The organism is Vibrio profundi, from assembly GCF_043642225.1.
GTDB lineage: Bacteria > Pseudomonadota > Gammaproteobacteria > Enterobacterales > Vibrionaceae > Vibrio > Vibrio profundi_A.
In genome coordinates, this window is the sequence record NZ_JBHZSF010000007.1 from 77,497 (window position 1) to 94,363 (window position 16,867).

14 protein-coding genes are annotated in these 16,867 nt (G+C 44.8%); 9 read left to right on the forward strand and 5 right to left on the reverse strand.

All coding sequences use genetic code 11. From position 1 onward, the window contains the following. Positions 1 to 84: 84 nt before the first annotated feature. On the forward strand, positions 85 to 1,917 hold the full coding sequence (typA, locus tag ACHUFI_RS12590; protein ID WP_394249590.1) for a translational GTPase TypA: 1,833 nt from the start codon (positions 85 to 87) through the stop codon (positions 1,915 to 1,917). A 98-nt stretch (positions 1,918 to 2,015) separates the two neighbouring features. On the opposite strand, the gene ACHUFI_RS12595 is transcribed toward typA, so the two are convergent. Then, positions 2,016 to 2,657 (reverse strand): DUF2959 domain-containing protein, encoded by a 642-nt coding sequence (locus tag ACHUFI_RS12595; protein WP_394249592.1) that lies wholly within the window; start codon positions 2,655 to 2,657, stop codon positions 2,016 to 2,018. A 42-nt stretch (positions 2,658 to 2,699) separates the two neighbouring features. Here ACHUFI_RS12595 and ACHUFI_RS12600 point away from each other — a divergent pair, with 42 nt between their 5' ends. From ACHUFI_RS12600 to ACHUFI_RS12610, 3 genes are read left to right on the forward strand one after another with little or no spacing between them, the layout of a single operon-like run. Then, positions 2,700 to 3,641 (forward strand): virulence factor BrkB family protein, encoded by a 942-nt coding sequence (locus tag ACHUFI_RS12600; protein ID WP_394249594.1) that lies wholly within the window; start codon positions 2,700 to 2,702, stop codon positions 3,639 to 3,641. Then, entirely contained in the window at positions 3,613 to 4,047 is a 435-nt protein-coding gene (gene dtd, locus ACHUFI_RS12605; RefSeq protein ID WP_394249596.1) for a D-aminoacyl-tRNA deacylase, read from the forward strand. Before ACHUFI_RS12600 ends, dtd begins: the two co-directional genes overlap by 29 nt. Before the next feature lie 56 nt (positions 4,048 to 4,103). Beyond that, positions 4,104 to 5,045: a bifunctional GNAT family N-acetyltransferase/hotdog fold thioesterase gene (locus tag ACHUFI_RS12610; protein WP_394249598.1), complete on the forward strand. Its 942-nt coding sequence runs from the start codon at positions 4,104 to 4,106 to the stop codon at positions 5,043 to 5,045. A gap of 1 nt (position 5,046) precedes the next feature. Here the strand turns inward: ACHUFI_RS12610 and ACHUFI_RS12615 are convergent, their stop codons facing one another. The 4 genes from ACHUFI_RS12615 to hslR form a co-directional block, all read right to left on the reverse strand. Then, complete coding sequence (locus tag ACHUFI_RS12615) at positions 5,047 to 6,993, reverse strand: AsmA family protein (RefSeq protein WP_394249600.1); 1,947 nt, start codon at positions 6,991 to 6,993, stop codon at positions 5,047 to 5,049. A 131-nt stretch (positions 6,994 to 7,124) separates the two neighbouring features. Further along, positions 7,125 to 8,750, reverse strand: coding sequence for a phosphoenolpyruvate carboxykinase (ATP) (gene pckA / locus ACHUFI_RS12620; RefSeq protein WP_394249602.1), 1,626 nt, complete (start codon positions 8,748 to 8,750; stop codon positions 7,125 to 7,127). A gap of 339 nt (positions 8,751 to 9,089) precedes the next feature. Further along, positions 9,090 to 9,968 (reverse strand): Hsp33 family molecular chaperone HslO, encoded by an 879-nt coding sequence (hslO, locus tag ACHUFI_RS12625; RefSeq protein WP_394249826.1) that lies wholly within the window; start codon positions 9,966 to 9,968, stop codon positions 9,090 to 9,092. 29 nt (positions 9,969 to 9,997) lie between these two features. Beyond that, the gene (gene hslR / locus ACHUFI_RS12630; protein ID WP_394249604.1) at positions 9,998 to 10,384 is read right to left on the reverse strand and encodes a ribosome-associated heat shock protein Hsp15; all 387 of its coding nucleotides are present in this window, start codon (positions 10,382 to 10,384) and stop codon (positions 9,998 to 10,000) included. 249 nt (positions 10,385 to 10,633) lie between these two features. Between hslR and gspC the strand changes: the two genes are divergently transcribed. The 5 genes from gspC to gspG all read left to right on the forward strand — a co-directional run bounded on the left by gspC (position 10,634) and on the right by gspG (position 16,846). Next, positions 10,634 to 11,554 (forward strand): type II secretion system protein GspC, encoded by a 921-nt coding sequence (gene gspC, locus ACHUFI_RS12635; RefSeq protein WP_394249606.1) that lies wholly within the window; start codon positions 10,634 to 10,636, stop codon positions 11,552 to 11,554. 38 nt (positions 11,555 to 11,592) lie between these two features. Next, positions 11,593 to 13,611 (forward strand): type II secretion system secretin GspD, encoded by a 2,019-nt coding sequence (gspD, locus tag ACHUFI_RS12640; protein WP_394249608.1) that lies wholly within the window; start codon positions 11,593 to 11,595, stop codon positions 13,609 to 13,611. Next, entirely contained in the window at positions 13,611 to 15,113 is a 1,503-nt protein-coding gene (gene gspE, locus ACHUFI_RS12645; RefSeq protein WP_394249610.1) for a type II secretion system ATPase GspE, read from the forward strand. Before gspD ends, gspE begins: the two co-directional genes overlap by 1 nt. Before the next feature lie 2 nt (positions 15,114 to 15,115). Then, on the forward strand, positions 15,116 to 16,336 hold the full coding sequence (gene gspF, locus ACHUFI_RS12650) for a type II secretion system inner membrane protein GspF (protein WP_394249612.1): 1,221 nt from the start codon (positions 15,116 to 15,118) through the stop codon (positions 16,334 to 16,336). A 66-nt stretch (positions 16,337 to 16,402) separates the two neighbouring features. Beyond that, a complete protein-coding gene (gspG, locus tag ACHUFI_RS12655) occupies positions 16,403 to 16,846 on the forward strand; it encodes a type II secretion system major pseudopilin GspG (RefSeq protein WP_394249614.1) in 444 nt (147 codons plus the stop codon). Positions 16,847 to 16,867 lie beyond the last annotated feature (21 nt).

The following is a 16,867-nucleotide window of genomic DNA, read 5'->3' on the forward strand; positions in this document are numbered from 1 at the left end:
TTGACCGTTTTTTTAATCAAGCTAGCGGCGCTTATTCAAAACGTGAGTAATGTGCGGCTACTTTTATGAGTGAATCGAAAATCCATGTCTACTCCACAGATTGATAAGTTAAGAAATATCGCGATTATCGCGCACGTTGACCACGGTAAAACGACTTTGGTTGATAAACTGCTACAACAGTCAGGCACACTTGAGTCTCGTGGTGAAGCTGAAGAGCGTGTCATGGATTCGAATGATATCGAAAAAGAGCGTGGCATTACCATTCTTGCTAAGAACACAGCAATTAACTGGAATGACTACCGCATCAACATCGTAGATACTCCGGGACACGCGGACTTCGGTGGTGAAGTTGAGCGTATCATGTCTATGGTAGATTCAGTTCTACTGATTGTTGACGCAGTTGACGGCCCTATGCCTCAAACTCGTTTCGTAACGCAAAAAGCTTTCGCACACGGCCTTAAGCCAATCGTTGTAATCAACAAGATTGACCGTCCTGGTGCTCGTCCTGATTGGGTTATGGATCAAGTATTCGACCTATTCGACAACCTAGGTGCAACTGATGAACAGCTAGACTTTAAAGTAGTTTACGCTTCAGCACTTAACGGTTGGGCTTCTTTAGAAGAAGGCGAAGAAGGCGAGAACATGGAACCATTGTTCCAAGCAGTAGTAGATACTGTTGAAGCGCCTAACGTTGATATCGACGGTTCACTTCAAATGCAAATCTCTCAGCTTGATTACAGCTCTTACGTAGGTGTAATCGGTGTTGCTCGTGTTACTCGTGGTTCTGTTAAACCAAACCAACAAGTGACTATCGTTGGTGCTGACGGCAAGCAACGTAACGGTAAAGTCGGTACGGTTCTTGGTTACCTAGGCCTAGAGCGTCACGAAGTTGAACAAGCAAACGCTGGTGACATCATTGCAATCACTGGTCTTGGTGAGCTGAAAATCTCAGACACTATCTGTGACCAAAACAATGTTGAGCCAATGACTCCGCTTTCTGTTGATGAACCAACAGTAACAATGACGTTCCAAGTAAACACTTCTCCGTTCGCGGGTAAAGAAGGTAAGTTCGTGACTTCACGTAACATCCTTGAGCGTCTACAAAAAGAACTAGTACACAACGTAGCACTGCGCGTTGAAGAAACTGATAACCCAGATCGTTTCCGTGTTTCAGGTCGTGGTGAACTTCACCTATCTATCCTGATCGAGAACATGCGTCGTGAAGGTTTCGAGCTTGCGGTATCTCGTCCAGAAGTAATCATCAAAGAAGAAGATGGTCAGCTAATGGAACCGTACGAAACAGTAACGATTGATGTTCTTGAAGAACACCAAGGCGGTATCATGGAAAACATCGGCCTACGTAAAGGTGAGCTGACTGACATGGCACCAGACGGTAAAGGCCGTGTACGTATGGACTTCATGATGCCTTCTCGTGGTCTTATCGGTTTCCAAACTGAGTTCATGACGCTAACTTCAGGTTCTGGTCTTCTTTACCATACATTTGATCACTACGGTCCACACAAAGGTGGTGTAATCGGTCAACGTAATAACGGTGTTCTTATCTCGAATGCTACAGGTAAAGCTCTGACTTACGCACTATTCAACCTGCAAGAGCGTGGTCGTCTGTTCTCTGAGCACGCGGATGAAGTTTACGAAGGTCAAGTTATCGGTATTCACAACCGTTCAAATGACCTAACAGTTAACTGTCTGAAAGGTAAGCAGCTAACGAACGTTCGTGCATCAGGTACTGATGAAGCACAAGTTCTTACTCCTGCTATCAAGTACACACTAGAGCAAGCTCTAGAGTTCATCGATGAAGATGAACTAGTAGAAGTAACGCCAGAAAACATTCGTATCCGTAAGAAGTTCCTTACTGAGAACGAACGTAAACGTGCGGCACGTCCAGCTAAAGCTTAATTTAGCTTACCGCTTAATCGTATAGAAAAGGGCGAGAAGTGATTCACTTCTCGCCCTTTTTGTATCTTATTGGTGTAGGTTCATACTCTACGTTAAGACTACTTCGCTTGAAGCTTTTTGAGGAACTTGTCGGACTCAGCAATCGCAGCGTTCATCTGTTTGATGGCATATTCTATATCTCGCTCTAAACTCATGAACTCACCTTGAAGGGATCCAATAGCACTCGCATTGAGATTGTGTTTGAGATAAAGCGTATTATCGCGCAGTGTATTCAGAACCGGTGTCATTTTCTTTTCCGCTCGTTTCATCGCAGAAATCATCGAGCTGTAAGAACTTTTGGTTTCTCGTAGTTTCTGTTCGCTAGAACGGCGAAGTTTGCTACTGGTGTACAGCTTTAACTCATCTTGCCACTCTTGGAATAAAGCATCAGAAACATCTTCAATTGCAGCAATTCGATCGCTAACCGTTTGAGCTGCTTTTTCGCTGTCTTGATACTTGTCATTAATGGTGTTGTACATCCCCTCAAGCTCACCGCCATCAAAGTTGGTCAACGTTGACAGCGCTTCTAAGGCACTGGTGAATTCTTCTTGTGCGTCTTGCTGGGATTCTTTGGCTTCTTCAACTCGATCAACCATGATGTCGCGTTTATGGTAGCCGACTTTTTCCATCGCGGAGTAATATGCAGACTGACATCCAGTTAAAGTAAAAATAGATAGCACTATAGCGATTAAATAAGGCATCCTTGTTTCCTATAGTTAAGTCGATGAATATTAATTAGGACTATGAACGAGTTACATGGGAGTTACAAGTTGAGAGTTCACAAGGCTGTTGAGCTAAACCTACTATTTTTCCGCTATCTACTTACCCGTATGAAACACGATCGCGTGAACGTAAACGCCGGCTATTTAGCGTATATCACGCTACTGTCGATTGTACCCATGCTGACAGTATTGCTGTCTGTATTGTCATCCTTTTCGGTATTCTCCGATGTGGGTGAAGTGCTTCAGGGGTTTATCATCAACAATTTTGTGCCAGCGGCGGGTGATGCTGTGCACAATGCCTTGCTTGAGTTTGTGGCGAACACCGGAAAAATGACAGCGGTTGGTAGTGTGTTTTTGTTTGTGGCCGCTTTAATGCTGATCTCGAATATCGATAAGAACCTGAATTACATTTGGCGAGTGACCCAGAAAAGGCGTGCGGTCTTTTCTTTTTCAATGTACTGGATGGTTTTGACTTTAGGCCCGATCCTCATTGGCGCTAGTATTGCTGCGACCTCTTACCTTACCTCTTTGAAGCTGCTAGAAAGCGAAGCCATTTCAGGGGCATTTAACCTGCTATTGCGCTGGTTGCCGTTCATCTTGTCTTTATGTGCTTTTGTCGGCCTCTATCTTTTAGTGCCGAATAAAAAAGTGTACGTGAAACACGCTGTGATTGGAGCATTAGTCGCTGCTTTGCTTTTTGAGCTGAGTAAGAAAGGCTTCGCCGCTTATATCACCCAGTTTCCGTCTTATCAGCTTATTTACGGTGCGTTAGCGGCGATTCCGATTTTATTTGTTTGGGTCTATCTGTGTTGGTTGATTGTATTGATTGGTGCTGAAGTTACCGCGGCGCTGGGTGAACGTGAACAGTGGAGTCAGGGTAAAGAAATGGTACACTCTGCGGATAAGCAGTACCCAGTTGTAAAAGGAAATCACAGTGATTGCACTGATTCAGAGAGTAAGTGAGGCCGCGGTTCGCGTAAATGGTGAGACTGTAGGTGAAATAGACCAAGGTCTACTGGTTTTATTAGGCGTAGAGAAAGACGATGATGACGCTAAGGCGAAGCGCTTAGTGGAGCGTGTCACGACTTACCGTGTCTTTGAAGACGAAGATGGTAAGATGAACCTTAATGTGAAACAGGTTGATGGAAAAGTGTTAGTGGTATCCCAATTTACGCTACCCGCTGATACTAAAAAAGGGACGCGAGCAGGCTTTTCTAAAGGGGCACACCCTGTAGACGCTGAACGACTGTATGATTACTTTTCGGATCAATGCGAGTTAGTGCTTCCAACTCAACGTGGTCAGTTTGCTGCGGATATGAAAGTATCTTTGGTAAATGATGGGCCTGTGACTTTCTGGCTACAAGTATAAATGGATTTTGATGTTAAAGGCGATTTCGTGCCTTTTAGCACAACGAAAGGATTTGCATGTTTAAACTAATAACGCCGAAAACAGAAAACCAACTGAATAAGTATTATCACTTCCGTTGGCAAATGTTGCGTGAGCCATGGCGAATGCCGATTGGTTCTGAGCGTGATGAATATGATCCGATGAGCCACCATCGAATGATCGTGGATGGGCGTGGTCGCCCAATGGCGATTGGCCGTTTATACATTACGCCTGATTTTGAAGGTCAAATTCGTTATATGGCGGTGAAAAATTCCCGCCGAAGTAAGGGTATGGGATCGTTAATCCTAGTTGCACTTGAATCGCTCGCACGCCAAGAAGGAGCGAAGCGACTGGTATGTAATGCTCGCGAAGACGCTATCGCTTTCTATGAAAAAAACAGCTTTGAGCGCCGTGGAGAAATTAACGATCAACGTGGTCCAGTACGTCACCAACAAATGGTGAAACACTTAGACCCAATGGCTGATGTTTTGCGTAAGCCTGAATGGTGTAACGAACTTCAGCAGCGTTGGGAAAATCAAATTCCTATCAGTGACAAAATGGGGATTAAGATTAATCAGTATACGGGTTATCAGTTTGAGTGTAGCGCTCAGTTGAATCCAAATTTAAATCCTCACAACACCATGTTTGCAGGTTCGGCGTTTACTTTGGCGACCTTAACGGGGTGGGGAATGACTTGGCTACTGATGAAAGAGCGTGGTTTGAGTGGCGACATTGTGTTAGCCGACAGTAATATCCGCTATCGTCACCCTGTCGAGCAGAGCCCTGTGGCCTCGACTTCATTGGACGGAATCAGTGGGGATTTGGATCGCTTAGCCTCCGGGCGTAAGGCTCGAATCGTCATTCACGTGACGATTTTCAGTGGTGATGTCGCAGCAGTGGAGTTCGTAGGCACTTACATGCTGTTACCTGATTATAAAAAGGTCCTTAAAGAAGTAGAAAGCCCAACAGAGAGTGAGTAATTTATTCTGCTAGGTGGTCGCTTTCTGAAACCGAATGAGTTGTCGATGTATCAACACATTCGGTTTTTTGATCGTACTCCCTTGTCATGATATTTCCGATCAAAGAGAAACACTCTTGTTTAAGTTCAATTGGTAGTTGATGCGGTTCAGAAGAAAGCAGATCGAATTTTCCTCCCAGCTGACCTTGGGTGTTTAGCCCTGTGATGCTGACGTCTTGAAGTGCGATTCGGCCTCTGTCCATATTCAGATGAATATCCGATACCTTTACTGGTTGTGCATTGTTTTGTGGTTCTTCCGTTGAGGGGACTTCCACTCCCGCATTGCGAATTGAACCTATTAATTTCCCCGTGAGAGAATGCGCCAACATCGTTTGATCGCCAATTAGACCGTGGGCGCGCAGTTCGAATTCACTTAAGCCGTGTAGCATAAAAGGTAGCTCTAGTCTTGAGAATAGGGGCTGAGTAGGAATTCCGTCAGCGGTCACGAGTAATTGCCATGGTTGGCTTAATGATGAAAAGTCTAGGCTCGCCTCCGCTTCAATGTAACCATCGGCTAACGGCGCAAATAGGCGGGTTAATTGCCATTGCCCCTGGTCACTTTGCATTTCAGCTAAGGCGTGTGAAGTGATGACGCTATCATAGCTCGCATTATTGACCGCGGCTCGTAAGCTTCCTTTCCACAGTCCCACTTTTCCTTGAGACATTAGCTGCAGGTTATCGCCTTCCACTTCTAAGCCAGAGATTTGCCAATACGGTTCAGACATAAGCTGAATGAATTGGCTTCTCGCGATATCGAGTTCTTGGATTGAGACCGTTTGCAGTTGGCTGAAGTCGTAGGGCAGCTCGATGTCGGGTGCTTTAACTTCTGCTATCCACTTTAGACCTTGGAGGGATAAGGAATGGAGATTGATCTCTGTAGGGGTAATGAATCCACTGAGCTGAATTCGGCCCTGTTTCCATACCGTTACAAAGTCGACGACGTCTATTTGGTTACGGTTAAAGAGGACATTAAAACTCGGAGAAACCCACTGTTCATCGTTAATCAAGACACTGTCCGCTTGTAACGAAAACGTACCTTGTTTCTGTCTCCATGGTTCAAAAGGTAATTGCAAGTTTTCGAAAGAAGCATCGAAACCAACGAGGTGCCACTCTTGCCATTGAATATCACTACGTAAAATATCCAGGCTATTAATGTGGTTGATTCTAGCGGTTTCGAAAGGCCATGGCTTGCTATTCAGTGATTGCATTTGTTGGGAATTTAGGCGCAACCCGTCAATAGTAACGTTAATCAGGGACCAGTCTTGGTTAAATTGCTCGGCTTGCCCGGAAACCTTGGCATCTCTCCATTGGAATGAGACGCCATAGACCGTGCTGTCGTTCTCTTGGTATTTAGCATCGATGAGGAGTCCATCAATGGCTTCTCCTTGCCAATAAATTTGTTCAGCAGAGAGCTGTATTTCTCCAAATGGAACGATTTGTGCTGGTGACAGCCATTGCGGCTGTTTTATTTGAATATTGATCCCTCTGCTGCTGAGATCCCCTTGGGCATAATCTAGGTTGTGAATCGCTAACTGATTGACGACGATGTTATTACGCGACAGATATTGTTGTGGTGAGAAGTGTTCAATCCCGCGTTGCAAACTGAGTCCATCCAACAGCACGCTATCAAAGGCCAGTTGTCCTTGAAGGAGTTGGGTTGGGTTGATCCATAAGTCCGCTTTCTGAATGTAAAAGGGCTCAGGGTCGATGATTTCAATGCCTTGTAGGGTAATGCGATATGGCTGGTTGATGTCTATCGCTTCAATTTGAATAGGTTGTTTGAGTATTTCTTGTAGAAACCAATTCGCGGTGGGCGCCCCATACTCGGTTTTTAAGGTCGCAAAAAAAGCGCCAATCGACACGACGATGAGAGAGAGTATGAGCGCGATTACAATTAGTGCTTTTTTCATTCCTTGAAGTACCCAGCCATGGACATGTTCTTGCAAATAGAGTGGAACAAAAAAGCAGAGGCTTCAACAAAAAAGCCCCTCAAAAGAGGGGCTTGCTACAGAAATATCACTTTTAAGGCGATGGAGCTGATTTAGTCTAGCTGAGGACCTGCAGCGACAAGCGCTTTGCCTTCGGCATTATCCGTGTACTTATCAAAGTTATTGATAAAGCGTTCCGCTAGATCTTTCGCTTTGCTTTCCCATTGTAGTGGGTCAGTGTACGTGTCACGTGGATCAAGAATCGCAGGGTCAACATCGTGCAGCGCTAGCGGCACTTCTAGGTTAAACATAGGAATAACCTTTGTTTCTGCTTCATCGATTGAACCGTCTAGGATAGCGTCGATGATACCGCGAGTATCTTGGATAGAAATACGTTTGCCTGTGCCATTCCAACCAGTATTGACTAGGTAAGCTTCTGCGCCAGCTGCTTCCATACGCTTCACAAGCACTTCAGCGTACTGAGTTGGGTGAAGTGTTAGGAATGCTGCACCAAACGCTGCAGAGAAGGTTGGAGTCGGCTCAGTGATGCCACGCTCTGTCCCTGCAAGCTTAGCTGTGAAGCCCGATAGGAAGTGGTACTTAGTTTGCTCCGGAGTCAGCTTAGAAACTGGTGGTAATACACCAAATGCATCAGCCGTCAGGAAGATAACTTTTTGAGCGTGACCGGCTTTCGATACTGGCTTAACAATGTTGTCGATGTGGTGAATCGGGTAAGAAACACGCGTGTTTTCGGTTTTAGAACCGTCATCAAAATCGATAGAGCCATCGCTGCGAACTGTTACGTTCTCTAGTAGCGCATCACGACGGATTGCATTGTAGATTTCTGGTTCAGCTTCTTTAGATAGGCGAATGGTCTTCGCGTAACAACCACCTTCAAAGTTGAAGATACCATCGTCATCCCAGCCGTGCTCATCATCACCGATTAGCTGACGTTTAGGGTCTGTTGATAGGGTTGTTTTACCTGTGCCTGATAGGCCGAAGAAGACCGCTACGTCGCCTTTTTCACCGACGTTAGCACTACAGTGCATTGAAGCAATGCCTTGCAGAGGAAGCAGGTAGTTCATCATTGCGAACATGCCTTTTTTCATCTCACCGCCGTACCAAGTACCACCGATGATTTGAACTCGCTCTGTTAGGTTGAAAGCAACAAAGTTTTCTGAATTTAGACCTTGCTTCTCCCAATTAGGGTTGGTTGTTTTAGCCCCGTTCATTACTACGAAGTCAGGTTCGAACGTTGCGAGTTCTTCATCCGTTGGACGAATAAACATGTTCTTAACGAAGTGTGCTTGCCATGCAACTTCAGTAATGATTCGTACGCTTAGGCGCGTATCAGGGTTAGCACCACAATAACCGTCAATCACAAATAGGCGCTTGCCAGACAGTTGCGTAGTTACAAGCTCTTTAAGCTCATTCCACACTTCTGTTGTGATAGGTTTGTTGTCGTTTTTGCCTTGATCTGACCACCACATGGTATCGCGGGTAGTGTCATCTTTTACGATGTATTTATCTTTTGGTGAGCGACCAGTGAAGATACCAGTGTCAACAGCAACAGAACCAAGCTCAGTCACTACACCTTTCTCGTAGCCTTCTAAACCTGGAAGTGTTTCTTCAACAAACAACTGTTCGTAACTCGGGTTACGTAGAACCTCAGTTACACCAGTTAGTCCGTGTTTGGTTAGATCAATTTGTGCAGCCTTTGTATGTTCCATAACGGTCATAGGTGCTCCTTGTAGGATATTTTGTAGGGATTTTTGTATTAATTTTTTAATTATTTTTATCAGCTCACCACTCGTGTAACGAGACTGAAAAATGCAAGGTATAGCTCAAAATATACCCACAATTTTCAAGTGGTTTTAAGTGTCTCGTCACATATTGGTAGTACTAGTCTATCCTGCGCGCAAACCTTTGCGCTAGATCAAAACGATTATTAATTGACTAAAATTAAGCGGTGATTTTATTACGTGAAAGCCCCGAGAATACTGGCTTTGGATCACAAAAAGGCCAGCGTGATGCTGGCCTTTTGTTGGGTAAATTACGTGCTTGGTAAACGCGGTAAATTAATGAACCGTATTATTGCCCTTATCTGCCGCTTCAGCGTATAAAGCGTCAACATCATTCTTGTCGAACGAGTAGTTTGTTCCGCAGTAATCACAATGAAGTGCTACGCTACCTTCGGTGCTAAGGATGTCGTAGATCTCTTCTTTAGCGACGGTAATAATCGCTGAACCGCTACGTTCACGAGAGCAACCACAGAAAAACTCAACAGGCTGTGGCGTAAACAGCTGCACTTTTTCTTGGTTGTATAGACGGTACAGTAAGTCATTCGCTTCTAATGCGAACAGCTCTTCATTTTTAACGGTATTCGTCAGTTGCTCTAAGTGCTCGAAGTCATCAGGTGTGCCAGTGCCGTCAGGCATTACTTGTAGAAGCATTCCTGCAGCGTGCGGCTTACCGTCGTGCTCACCCGTGCGGATCCAAAGGCGAGTTTTTAGCTGCTCGGAGTTTGCGAAGTAACCTTCTAATACTTCAGAAAGGTTGTCACCCTCTAGGCCTACAACGCCTTGGTAACGCTCACCTTTCTTAGGGGTAATCGTGATCACTAGGTGACCTTTACCCATAAGATCGTGTAAACCTGCGTCGTCAGCAATGTCACCTTCAAAACGAGCAACACCGCGGATCTTTTGATCATGGTCGCCATTGATCACCGCAAGAGATACAGGTCCGTCACCTTGCAGTTGCATGGTAATTGAACCTTCAAATTTTAATGTAGCCGTTAATAGGGTTGTAGCAACCAGTAGCTCACCAAGCAGCTTTTGAACCGCAGCTGGGTATTCCTTGCTAGAAATAATTTGCTGGTACACGTCATCCAGTTGTACCAGTTCACCACGTACAGAAAGATCTTCAAATAGGTAGCGATTTAAAATGTTGTTTGCCATTACTTCTGTGGTCATAAGGATGGTCCAGCTTATTGATGTTTAAATTTAATAATGTCACGACGCTGCTTTTTGTCAGGTCGGCGTTCTGGGCTTGGGCTATGGGCATGCAGTTTACGTTGTTTTGCAAACTCTTCTCGCTTTGCTAAGCTCTCAGAGGTTTCAGAATAGAGCGTTTGAGCTTCAGGGGCTCCTCTGCGGTGTGCTGAGATTTTCTCTATTACTACTGTCTTTTCTTCATTTCCTTGACGCAGTGCGATGACTGCCCCAAGTTCTACAATTTTACTTGGTTTGCTTCGTTGGCCATTATAATGGACTTTGCCGCCATCGACCATATTACGAGCAATTGAGCGAGTTTTATAAAATCGAGCTGCCCATAACCATTTATCTAGTCTGACAGCTTCATTGTCATTTTTCATAATGGCGTATTGCCTCTCAAAAGGTAATGAATGCGGTGTATTAGCCAAATTACTGAGCGTAATTTGAATACTAGTTGCTAACAATGGAGTCGGTGTGGCATTTTTTCAAGGTACACTACAAAATAGCACGTGTAATGAAACACATTCACATGATTATGATATAGTCCCGAGACCTTACCTTATTAAAACTAATAGATTAACGAGAGTTGTAACGTTACGACCTCACTGAACGAGAAAGGATTGATACGAGTGAAGTTTTTAGAGCTCGGAAGTGGATTGGAGCGTTATCCTTCATTGAGCCGAGTGTTACAAAATGGTCTAGTCATGCAGCAAAAACTCAGTGTGGTCATTTGTTGTGTTTTGATCGCAATCTCAGCGTGGGTCTTAGGCCAACTAGCGTGGTTTATTGAACCTAGTGAGCAATCTATAGTCCCTTGGAAAGCGAATGTTTCTGCTTCGCAACGCCAGCAATCGTCTTTAGATTTATCTTCTTTGCAGCAAAGTAATATCTTTGGTGCTTATTCTGCAGCTAAACCTGTAGTGGTGGAAAAACCTGTGGTTCAGGATGCGCCAAAAACCCGCCTCAATCTTGTGCTCGTTGGGGCTGTTGCGAGCTCAAACCCTAATTTCAGCTTGGCAGTCATTGCCAATCGTGGGAAGCAAGCGACTTACGGAATTGATGAGCAAATTGAAGGCACGCGTGCAAAACTGAAAGCAGTGCTTAATGACCGAGTGATTATTGATAACTCTGGGCGCGATGAAACATTAATGCTGGAAGGGATAGAGTATAAAAAACTCAGTGTTTCAGAGCCTAAAACTCAACGTTCGTCGTCCGTGATTGGAAACAACCCAGTTGATAAAGAAGAAAAGTTGGTCGCGATTAAGTCAGCAATCACCAAAGATCCTCAGCAAATTTTCCAATACGTTCGTTTATCCCAAGTGAAGCGTGATGGCAAAGTATTAGGCTACCGAGTTAGCCCAGGTAAAGAACCTGAATTATTCCATTCTGTTGGCTTGAAGAGTGGTGATATCGCCACTCAGTTAAATGGACAAGATTTAACGGACCCTGCCGCAATGGGAACGATTTTTAAAACCATTTCAGATCTGACCGAGTTAAACCTCACAGTGGAAAGAGATGGTCAGCAACATGATGTTTATATTGAATTTTAAAACTTTGCGCCATGATGGCGAAAGTGTAGGAGAAGTACGTGAAGCATTGGTTTAAGAAAAGTGCATGGTTACTGGCGGGAAGCTTAGTGTGCACACCAGCGGCTATCGCGAATGATTTTAGTGCCAGCTTTAAAGGCACGGACATTCAAGAATTTATTAATATTGTTGGTCGTAACTTAGAAAAAACCATCATTGTCGATCCGTCGGTTCGCGGAAAGATTGATGTACGAAGTTATGACGTTCTAAATGAAGAGCAATATTACAGCTTCTTTTTGAATGTTTTAGAGGTATATGGCTACGCCGTTGTGGAGATGGAATCAGGGGTTCTGAAGATCATCAAAGCAAAAGACTCTAAAACTTCCGCTATTCCTGTTGTCGGTGATCGTGAAACTATCCAAGGAGATAGCGTTATTACTCGAGTGGTAGCGGTTCGTAATGTCTCCGTTCGTGAACTTTCCCCTTTATTACGTCAACTGAATGATAATGCCGGTGCCGGTAACGTTGTTCACTATGATCCTGCAAACATCATCTTGATTACTGGTCGAGCTGCGGTGGTTAACCGTCTTGCGGAAATCATCAAACGTGTTGACCAAGCGGGCGACAAAGAAATCGAAGTCGTTGAGCTGGCAAATGCATCTGCTGCAGAAATGGTTCGTATCGTTGATGCTTTGAATAAAACAACGGATGCGAAAAATACACCGGCTTTCCTTCAGCCTAAATTAGTAGCGGATGAGCGTACTAATTCGATTCTTATTTCGGGTGATCCTAAAGTCCGTAGTCGCTTAAGAAAGTTAATTGAGCAGTTAGACGTAGAAATGGCCACGAAAGGTAACAACCGAGTGGTTTACCTTAAGTACGCAAAAGCGGAAGAGTTAGTAGACGTCCTAAAGGGCGTTTCGGATAACCTTCAGGCTGAAAAACAAACGTCATCTAAAGGTAAGGGTGCAAAGCGTAATGAAGTGATGATTGCGGCTCACCCTGAAACCAACGCTCTTGTGGTGACGGCTCCGCCAGATATTATGAATGCTCTACAAGATGTGATTGCCCAACTTGATATTCGTCGTGCTCAGGTACTGATCGAAGCTTTGATTGTCGAAATGGCAGAAGGCGACGGGGTAAACCTTGGTGTTCAGTGGGGTAACTTAGAGACAGGTGCCATGATTCAGTACAGCAATACTGGCGCATCGATCGGTGGAGTCATGGTTGGCCTTGAAGAAGCAAAAGATACTACTAAAACAGATAGTTATTATGAAGATGGCGAGTGGAAGACTCGAGAGTACACGGAAGAAGGGGATTATTCGACCCTAGCAGCAGCGCTTTCTGGAGTGAATGGTGCTGCAGTCAGCTTAGCAATGGGCGACTGGACCGCATTGATCAGTGCTGTATCGACCGACTCAAACTCTAATATCCTATCTTCTCCGAGCATTACCGTGATGGATAATGGCGAAGCATCCTTCATCGTTGGTGAGGAAGTGCCGGTTTTGACTGGTTCTACAGCGGGTTCAAGTAATGACAACCCATTCCAAACAGTTGATCGTAAAGAAGTGGGCATTAAGCTGAAAGTTGTGCCTCAGATTAACGAAGGTGACTCTGTTCAACTGAATATTGAACAAGAAGTTTCGAATGTACTTGGCGCTAATGGTGCTGTCGATGTTCGCTTTGCTAAGCGCCAACTGAATACGTCTGTAATTGTTCAAGATGGCCAAATGCTAGTGCTTGGTGGTTTGATTGATGAGCGTGCTCTGGAAAGTGAGTCGAAAGTACCGCTGTTAGGGGATATTCCTTATCTTGGTCACTTGTTCAAATCGACCAGTACTCAAGTTGAGAAAAAGAACCTGATGGTTTTCATTAAGCCAACTATCATTCGTGATGGCATGACCGCTGATGGCATTACTCAACGCAAATATAACTATATTCGTGCTGAACAGTTGTACAAAGCAGAGCAAGGTTTGAAGCTAATGGATAATGATCATATTCCAGTGCTACCAAAGTTTGGTGATGACATTCGCCACCCTGCAGAGATCCAAGCCTTTATCGACCAAATGGAAGCGCAGTAATGGCAGAGATGTTAGATACGGCGAGAGCTTATCAACGACTGCCGTTTAGTTTTGCTAACCGTTTTAAAATGGTACTGGAGTATACGCATCCAGAACGAGCACCAACGCTTTACTACGTAGAGCCATTGAGTGCTGCTGCTATTTTAGAAGTAAGGCGCGTACTAAAAAGCGCCTTTACTCCAGAAGCCATCACAGAAAAAGAGTTTGAGCTGAAATTAACGCAAGCTTATCAGCGAGATTCGTCGGAAGCTCGTCAGCTAATGGAAGATATTGGCGCCGATAACGATGACTTTTTCTCTTTGGCAGAAGAACTTCCGCAAGATGAAGATCTATTGGAATCCGAAGACGACGCTCCAATCATTAAATTGATCAACGCCATGCTAGGCGAAGCCATTAAAGAAGGCGCCTCAGATATCCACATCGAAACGTTCGAGAAAACATTATCAATTCGTTTTCGTGTCGATGGGGTGTTGAGAGATGTCTTAGCGCCAAGCCGTAAACTGGCGCCTTTGCTGGTTTCTCGTGTCAAGGTCATGGCAAAACTCGATATTGCTGAGAAACGCGTGCCTCAAGATGGCCGTATTTCACTGAGAATTGGTGGCCGCGCGGTTGATGTCCGTGTGTCTACGATGCCCTCTTCGCATGGTGAACGCGTGGTAATGCGTTTATTGGATAAGAATGCAACACGCCTTGACCTTCATAGTTTGGGGATGACCCCAAGTAATCATAAGAAATTTCAGCATCTTATTGAAAGGCCACACGGTATCATTTTGGTTACTGGTCCAACGGGTTCAGGTAAATCGACCACGTTGTATGCGGGTCTGCAAGAGCTCAATAGTAATGAGCGTAATATCTTAACGGTCGAAGATCCGATTGAATTTGATATTGACGGTATTGGTCAAACTCAGGTTAACCCAAAAGTGGACATGACGTTTGCTCGCGGCTTACGCGCTATTTTGCGTCAAGATCCTGATGTCGTGATGGTGGGTGAGATTCGTGATTTGGAAACGGCTCAAATTGGTGTTCAGGCTTCTTTGACTGGACACTTAGTGATGTCCACTTTGCATACCAATACTGCTGTGGGTGCGATCACTCGTCTGCGTGATATGGGAATCGAACCTTTCTTGATTTCTTCATCGTTGCTAGGTGTACTTGCTCAACGATTGGTTCGTACTTTATGTCATGACTGCAAAGAACCGTATGAGGCGGATAAAGAACAGAAAAAACTCTTTGGTTTGAAGAAAAAAGAAGAGCTTACACTTTATCATGCCAAAGGTTGTGAGCACTGTAATCATAAGGGCTACCGAGGGCGAACCGGTATTCACGAACTTCTTATGGTTGATGATTCTGTTCAAGAGCTCATTCATAGTGAAGCGGGTGAGCAGGCTATCGAAAAAGCGATCCGTTCTACTACGCCAAGCATTCGAGATGATGGCCTTGATAAAGTCAGACAAGGTATTACTTCACTAGAGGAAGTGATGCGAGTGACCAAGGAAGTTTAAGTATGGCGGCGTTTGAATACAAAGCCTTGAATGCGAAAGGCAAGCAGAAAAAAGGCACAATTGAAGGTGACAACGCTCGCCAAGCTCGCCAGCGCCTGAAAGAGCAGGGGTTGATCCCGGTTGAGGTGATTGAAGCAAAAGCGAAGGTGACGAAATCTGGTGGGCAACCTACGGGTTTCAAACGTGGTATTAGTACCCCAGACCTTGCGTTGATTACTCGCCAAATATCAACACTCGTTCAATCTGGAATGCCTTTGGAAGAGTGTTTGAAAGCCGTGTCTGAGCAATCTGAGAAACCTCGTATTCAGACTATGTTAGCCGCTGTTCGTTCTAAGGTGACCGAAGGTTATACCTTGGCAGACAGCCTGGCTGACTATCCTCATATTTTTGATGAACTGTTTCGTTCTATGGTCGCAGCAGGTGAAAAGTCGGGTCATTTAGATGCCGTTTTGGAGCGTTTAGCTGATTACGCCGAAAATCGTCAGAAGATGCGCTCTAAGCTGATGCAAGCGATGATCTATCCTGTGGTGCTGGTGGTATTTGCGGTGACTATCGTTTCGTTCTTACTGGCGACAGTCGTACCAAAAATCGTTGAACCGATTATTCAGATGGGGCAAGAATTGCCTCAGTCGACTCAATTTTTGCTAGCCTCGAGTGAATTTATTCAAAACTGGGGCGTCCAATTACTGTTCTTATGTATCGCTGCTTTTTTGTTGCTGCGCACCGCACTCAAGAGACCGTCTATTCGTATGAGCTGGGATCGCAAACTATTAGCACTTCCGCTAATCGGAAAAATTGCGAAAGGGATTAATACCGCTCGTTTTGCGCGAACGTTGTCCATTTGTACATCTAGTGCCATTCCAATTTTAGAAGGCATGAAAGTTGCGGTGGACGTGATGTCGAATCAGCATGTTAAGCAGCAGGTGGTTAATGCGGCAGACAGTGTCAGAGAGGGGGCAAGCCTACGTAAGGCGCTTGATCAAACCAAGCTTTTTCCTCCGATGATGCTACATATGATCGCCAGTGGTGAGCAAAGTGGTCAATTGGAACAAATGCTGACACGCGCTGCAGATAACCAAGATCAGAGTTTTGAATCAACAGTCAATATCGCATTAGGCATTTTTACTCCGGCGTTAATAGCTTTGATGGCTGGGTTGGTTTTATTCATCGTAATGGCAACGCTGATGCCGATGCTTGAGATGAATAACTTGATGAGTGGATAAATTTTTAGTTTTGGGAAAATAAGGTGGCATTCACCCGATACCTGAACCTGTCATTTGGAGAAAATAATGAAAAATAAAATGAAAAAACAGTCCGGCTTTACATTACTAGAAGTGATGGTTGTTGTTGTTATCTTAGGCGTATTAGCCAGTTTTGTTGTTCCTAACTTACTAGGCAACAAAGAGAAAGCAGATCAACAAAAAGCCATCACTGACATTGTGGCGCTTGAAAACGCATTAGACATGTACAAGCTCGATAACAGCGTATACCCAACTACCGATCAAGGTTTAGATGCATTGGTTTCTAAGCCAAGCAGCCCTGAGCCTCGTAACTACCGCGACGGTGGTTACATTAAGCGTCTTCCCAATGACCCATGGGGCAATGAGTACCAATACTTAAGCCCTGGTGATAACGGCACGATCGATATCTTTACGCTTGGCGCCGATGGCCAAGAAGGTGGTGAAGGTGCTGCGGCTGATATTGGTAACTGGAATATGCAGGATTTCCAATAAGCGCCTGCTTATTGCTGTTCG

What these genes read in the sequence shown, in the direction of transcription:
- ACHUFI_RS12615 (WP_394249600.1), bottom strand. Translation starts at nt 6,993, where the DNA reads ATGAAAAAAGCACTAATTGTAATCGCGCTCATACTCTCTCTCATCGTC.
- pckA (WP_394249602.1), bottom strand. Translation starts at nt 8,750, where the DNA reads ATGACCGTTATGGAACATACAAAGGCTGCACAAATTGATCTAACCAAA.
- hslO (WP_394249826.1), bottom strand. Translation starts at nt 9,968, where the DNA reads ATGGCAAACAACATTTTAAATCGCTACCTATTTGAAGATCTTTCTGTA.
- ACHUFI_RS12595 (WP_394249592.1), bottom strand. Translation starts at nt 2,657, where the DNA reads ATGCCTTATTTAATCGCTATAGTGCTATCTATTTTTACTTTAACTGGA.
- gspF (WP_394249612.1), top strand. Translation starts at nt 15,116, where the DNA reads ATGGCGGCGTTTGAATACAAAGCCTTGAATGCGAAAGGCAAGCAGAAA.
- gspE (WP_394249610.1), top strand. Translation starts at nt 13,611, where the DNA reads ATGGCAGAGATGTTAGATACGGCGAGAGCTTATCAACGACTGCCGTTT.
- typA (WP_394249590.1), top strand. Translation starts at nt 85, where the DNA reads ATGTCTACTCCACAGATTGATAAGTTAAGAAATATCGCGATTATCGCG.
- gspG (WP_394249614.1), top strand. Translation starts at nt 16,403, where the DNA reads ATGAAAAATAAAATGAAAAAACAGTCCGGCTTTACATTACTAGAAGTG.
- ACHUFI_RS12610 (WP_394249598.1), top strand. Translation starts at nt 4,104, where the DNA reads ATGTTTAAACTAATAACGCCGAAAACAGAAAACCAACTGAATAAGTAT.
- hslR (WP_394249604.1), bottom strand. Translation starts at nt 10,384, where the DNA reads ATGAAAAATGACAATGAAGCTGTCAGACTAGATAAATGGTTATGGGCA.
- ACHUFI_RS12600 (WP_394249594.1), top strand. Translation starts at nt 2,700, where the DNA reads ATGAACGAGTTACATGGGAGTTACAAGTTGAGAGTTCACAAGGCTGTT.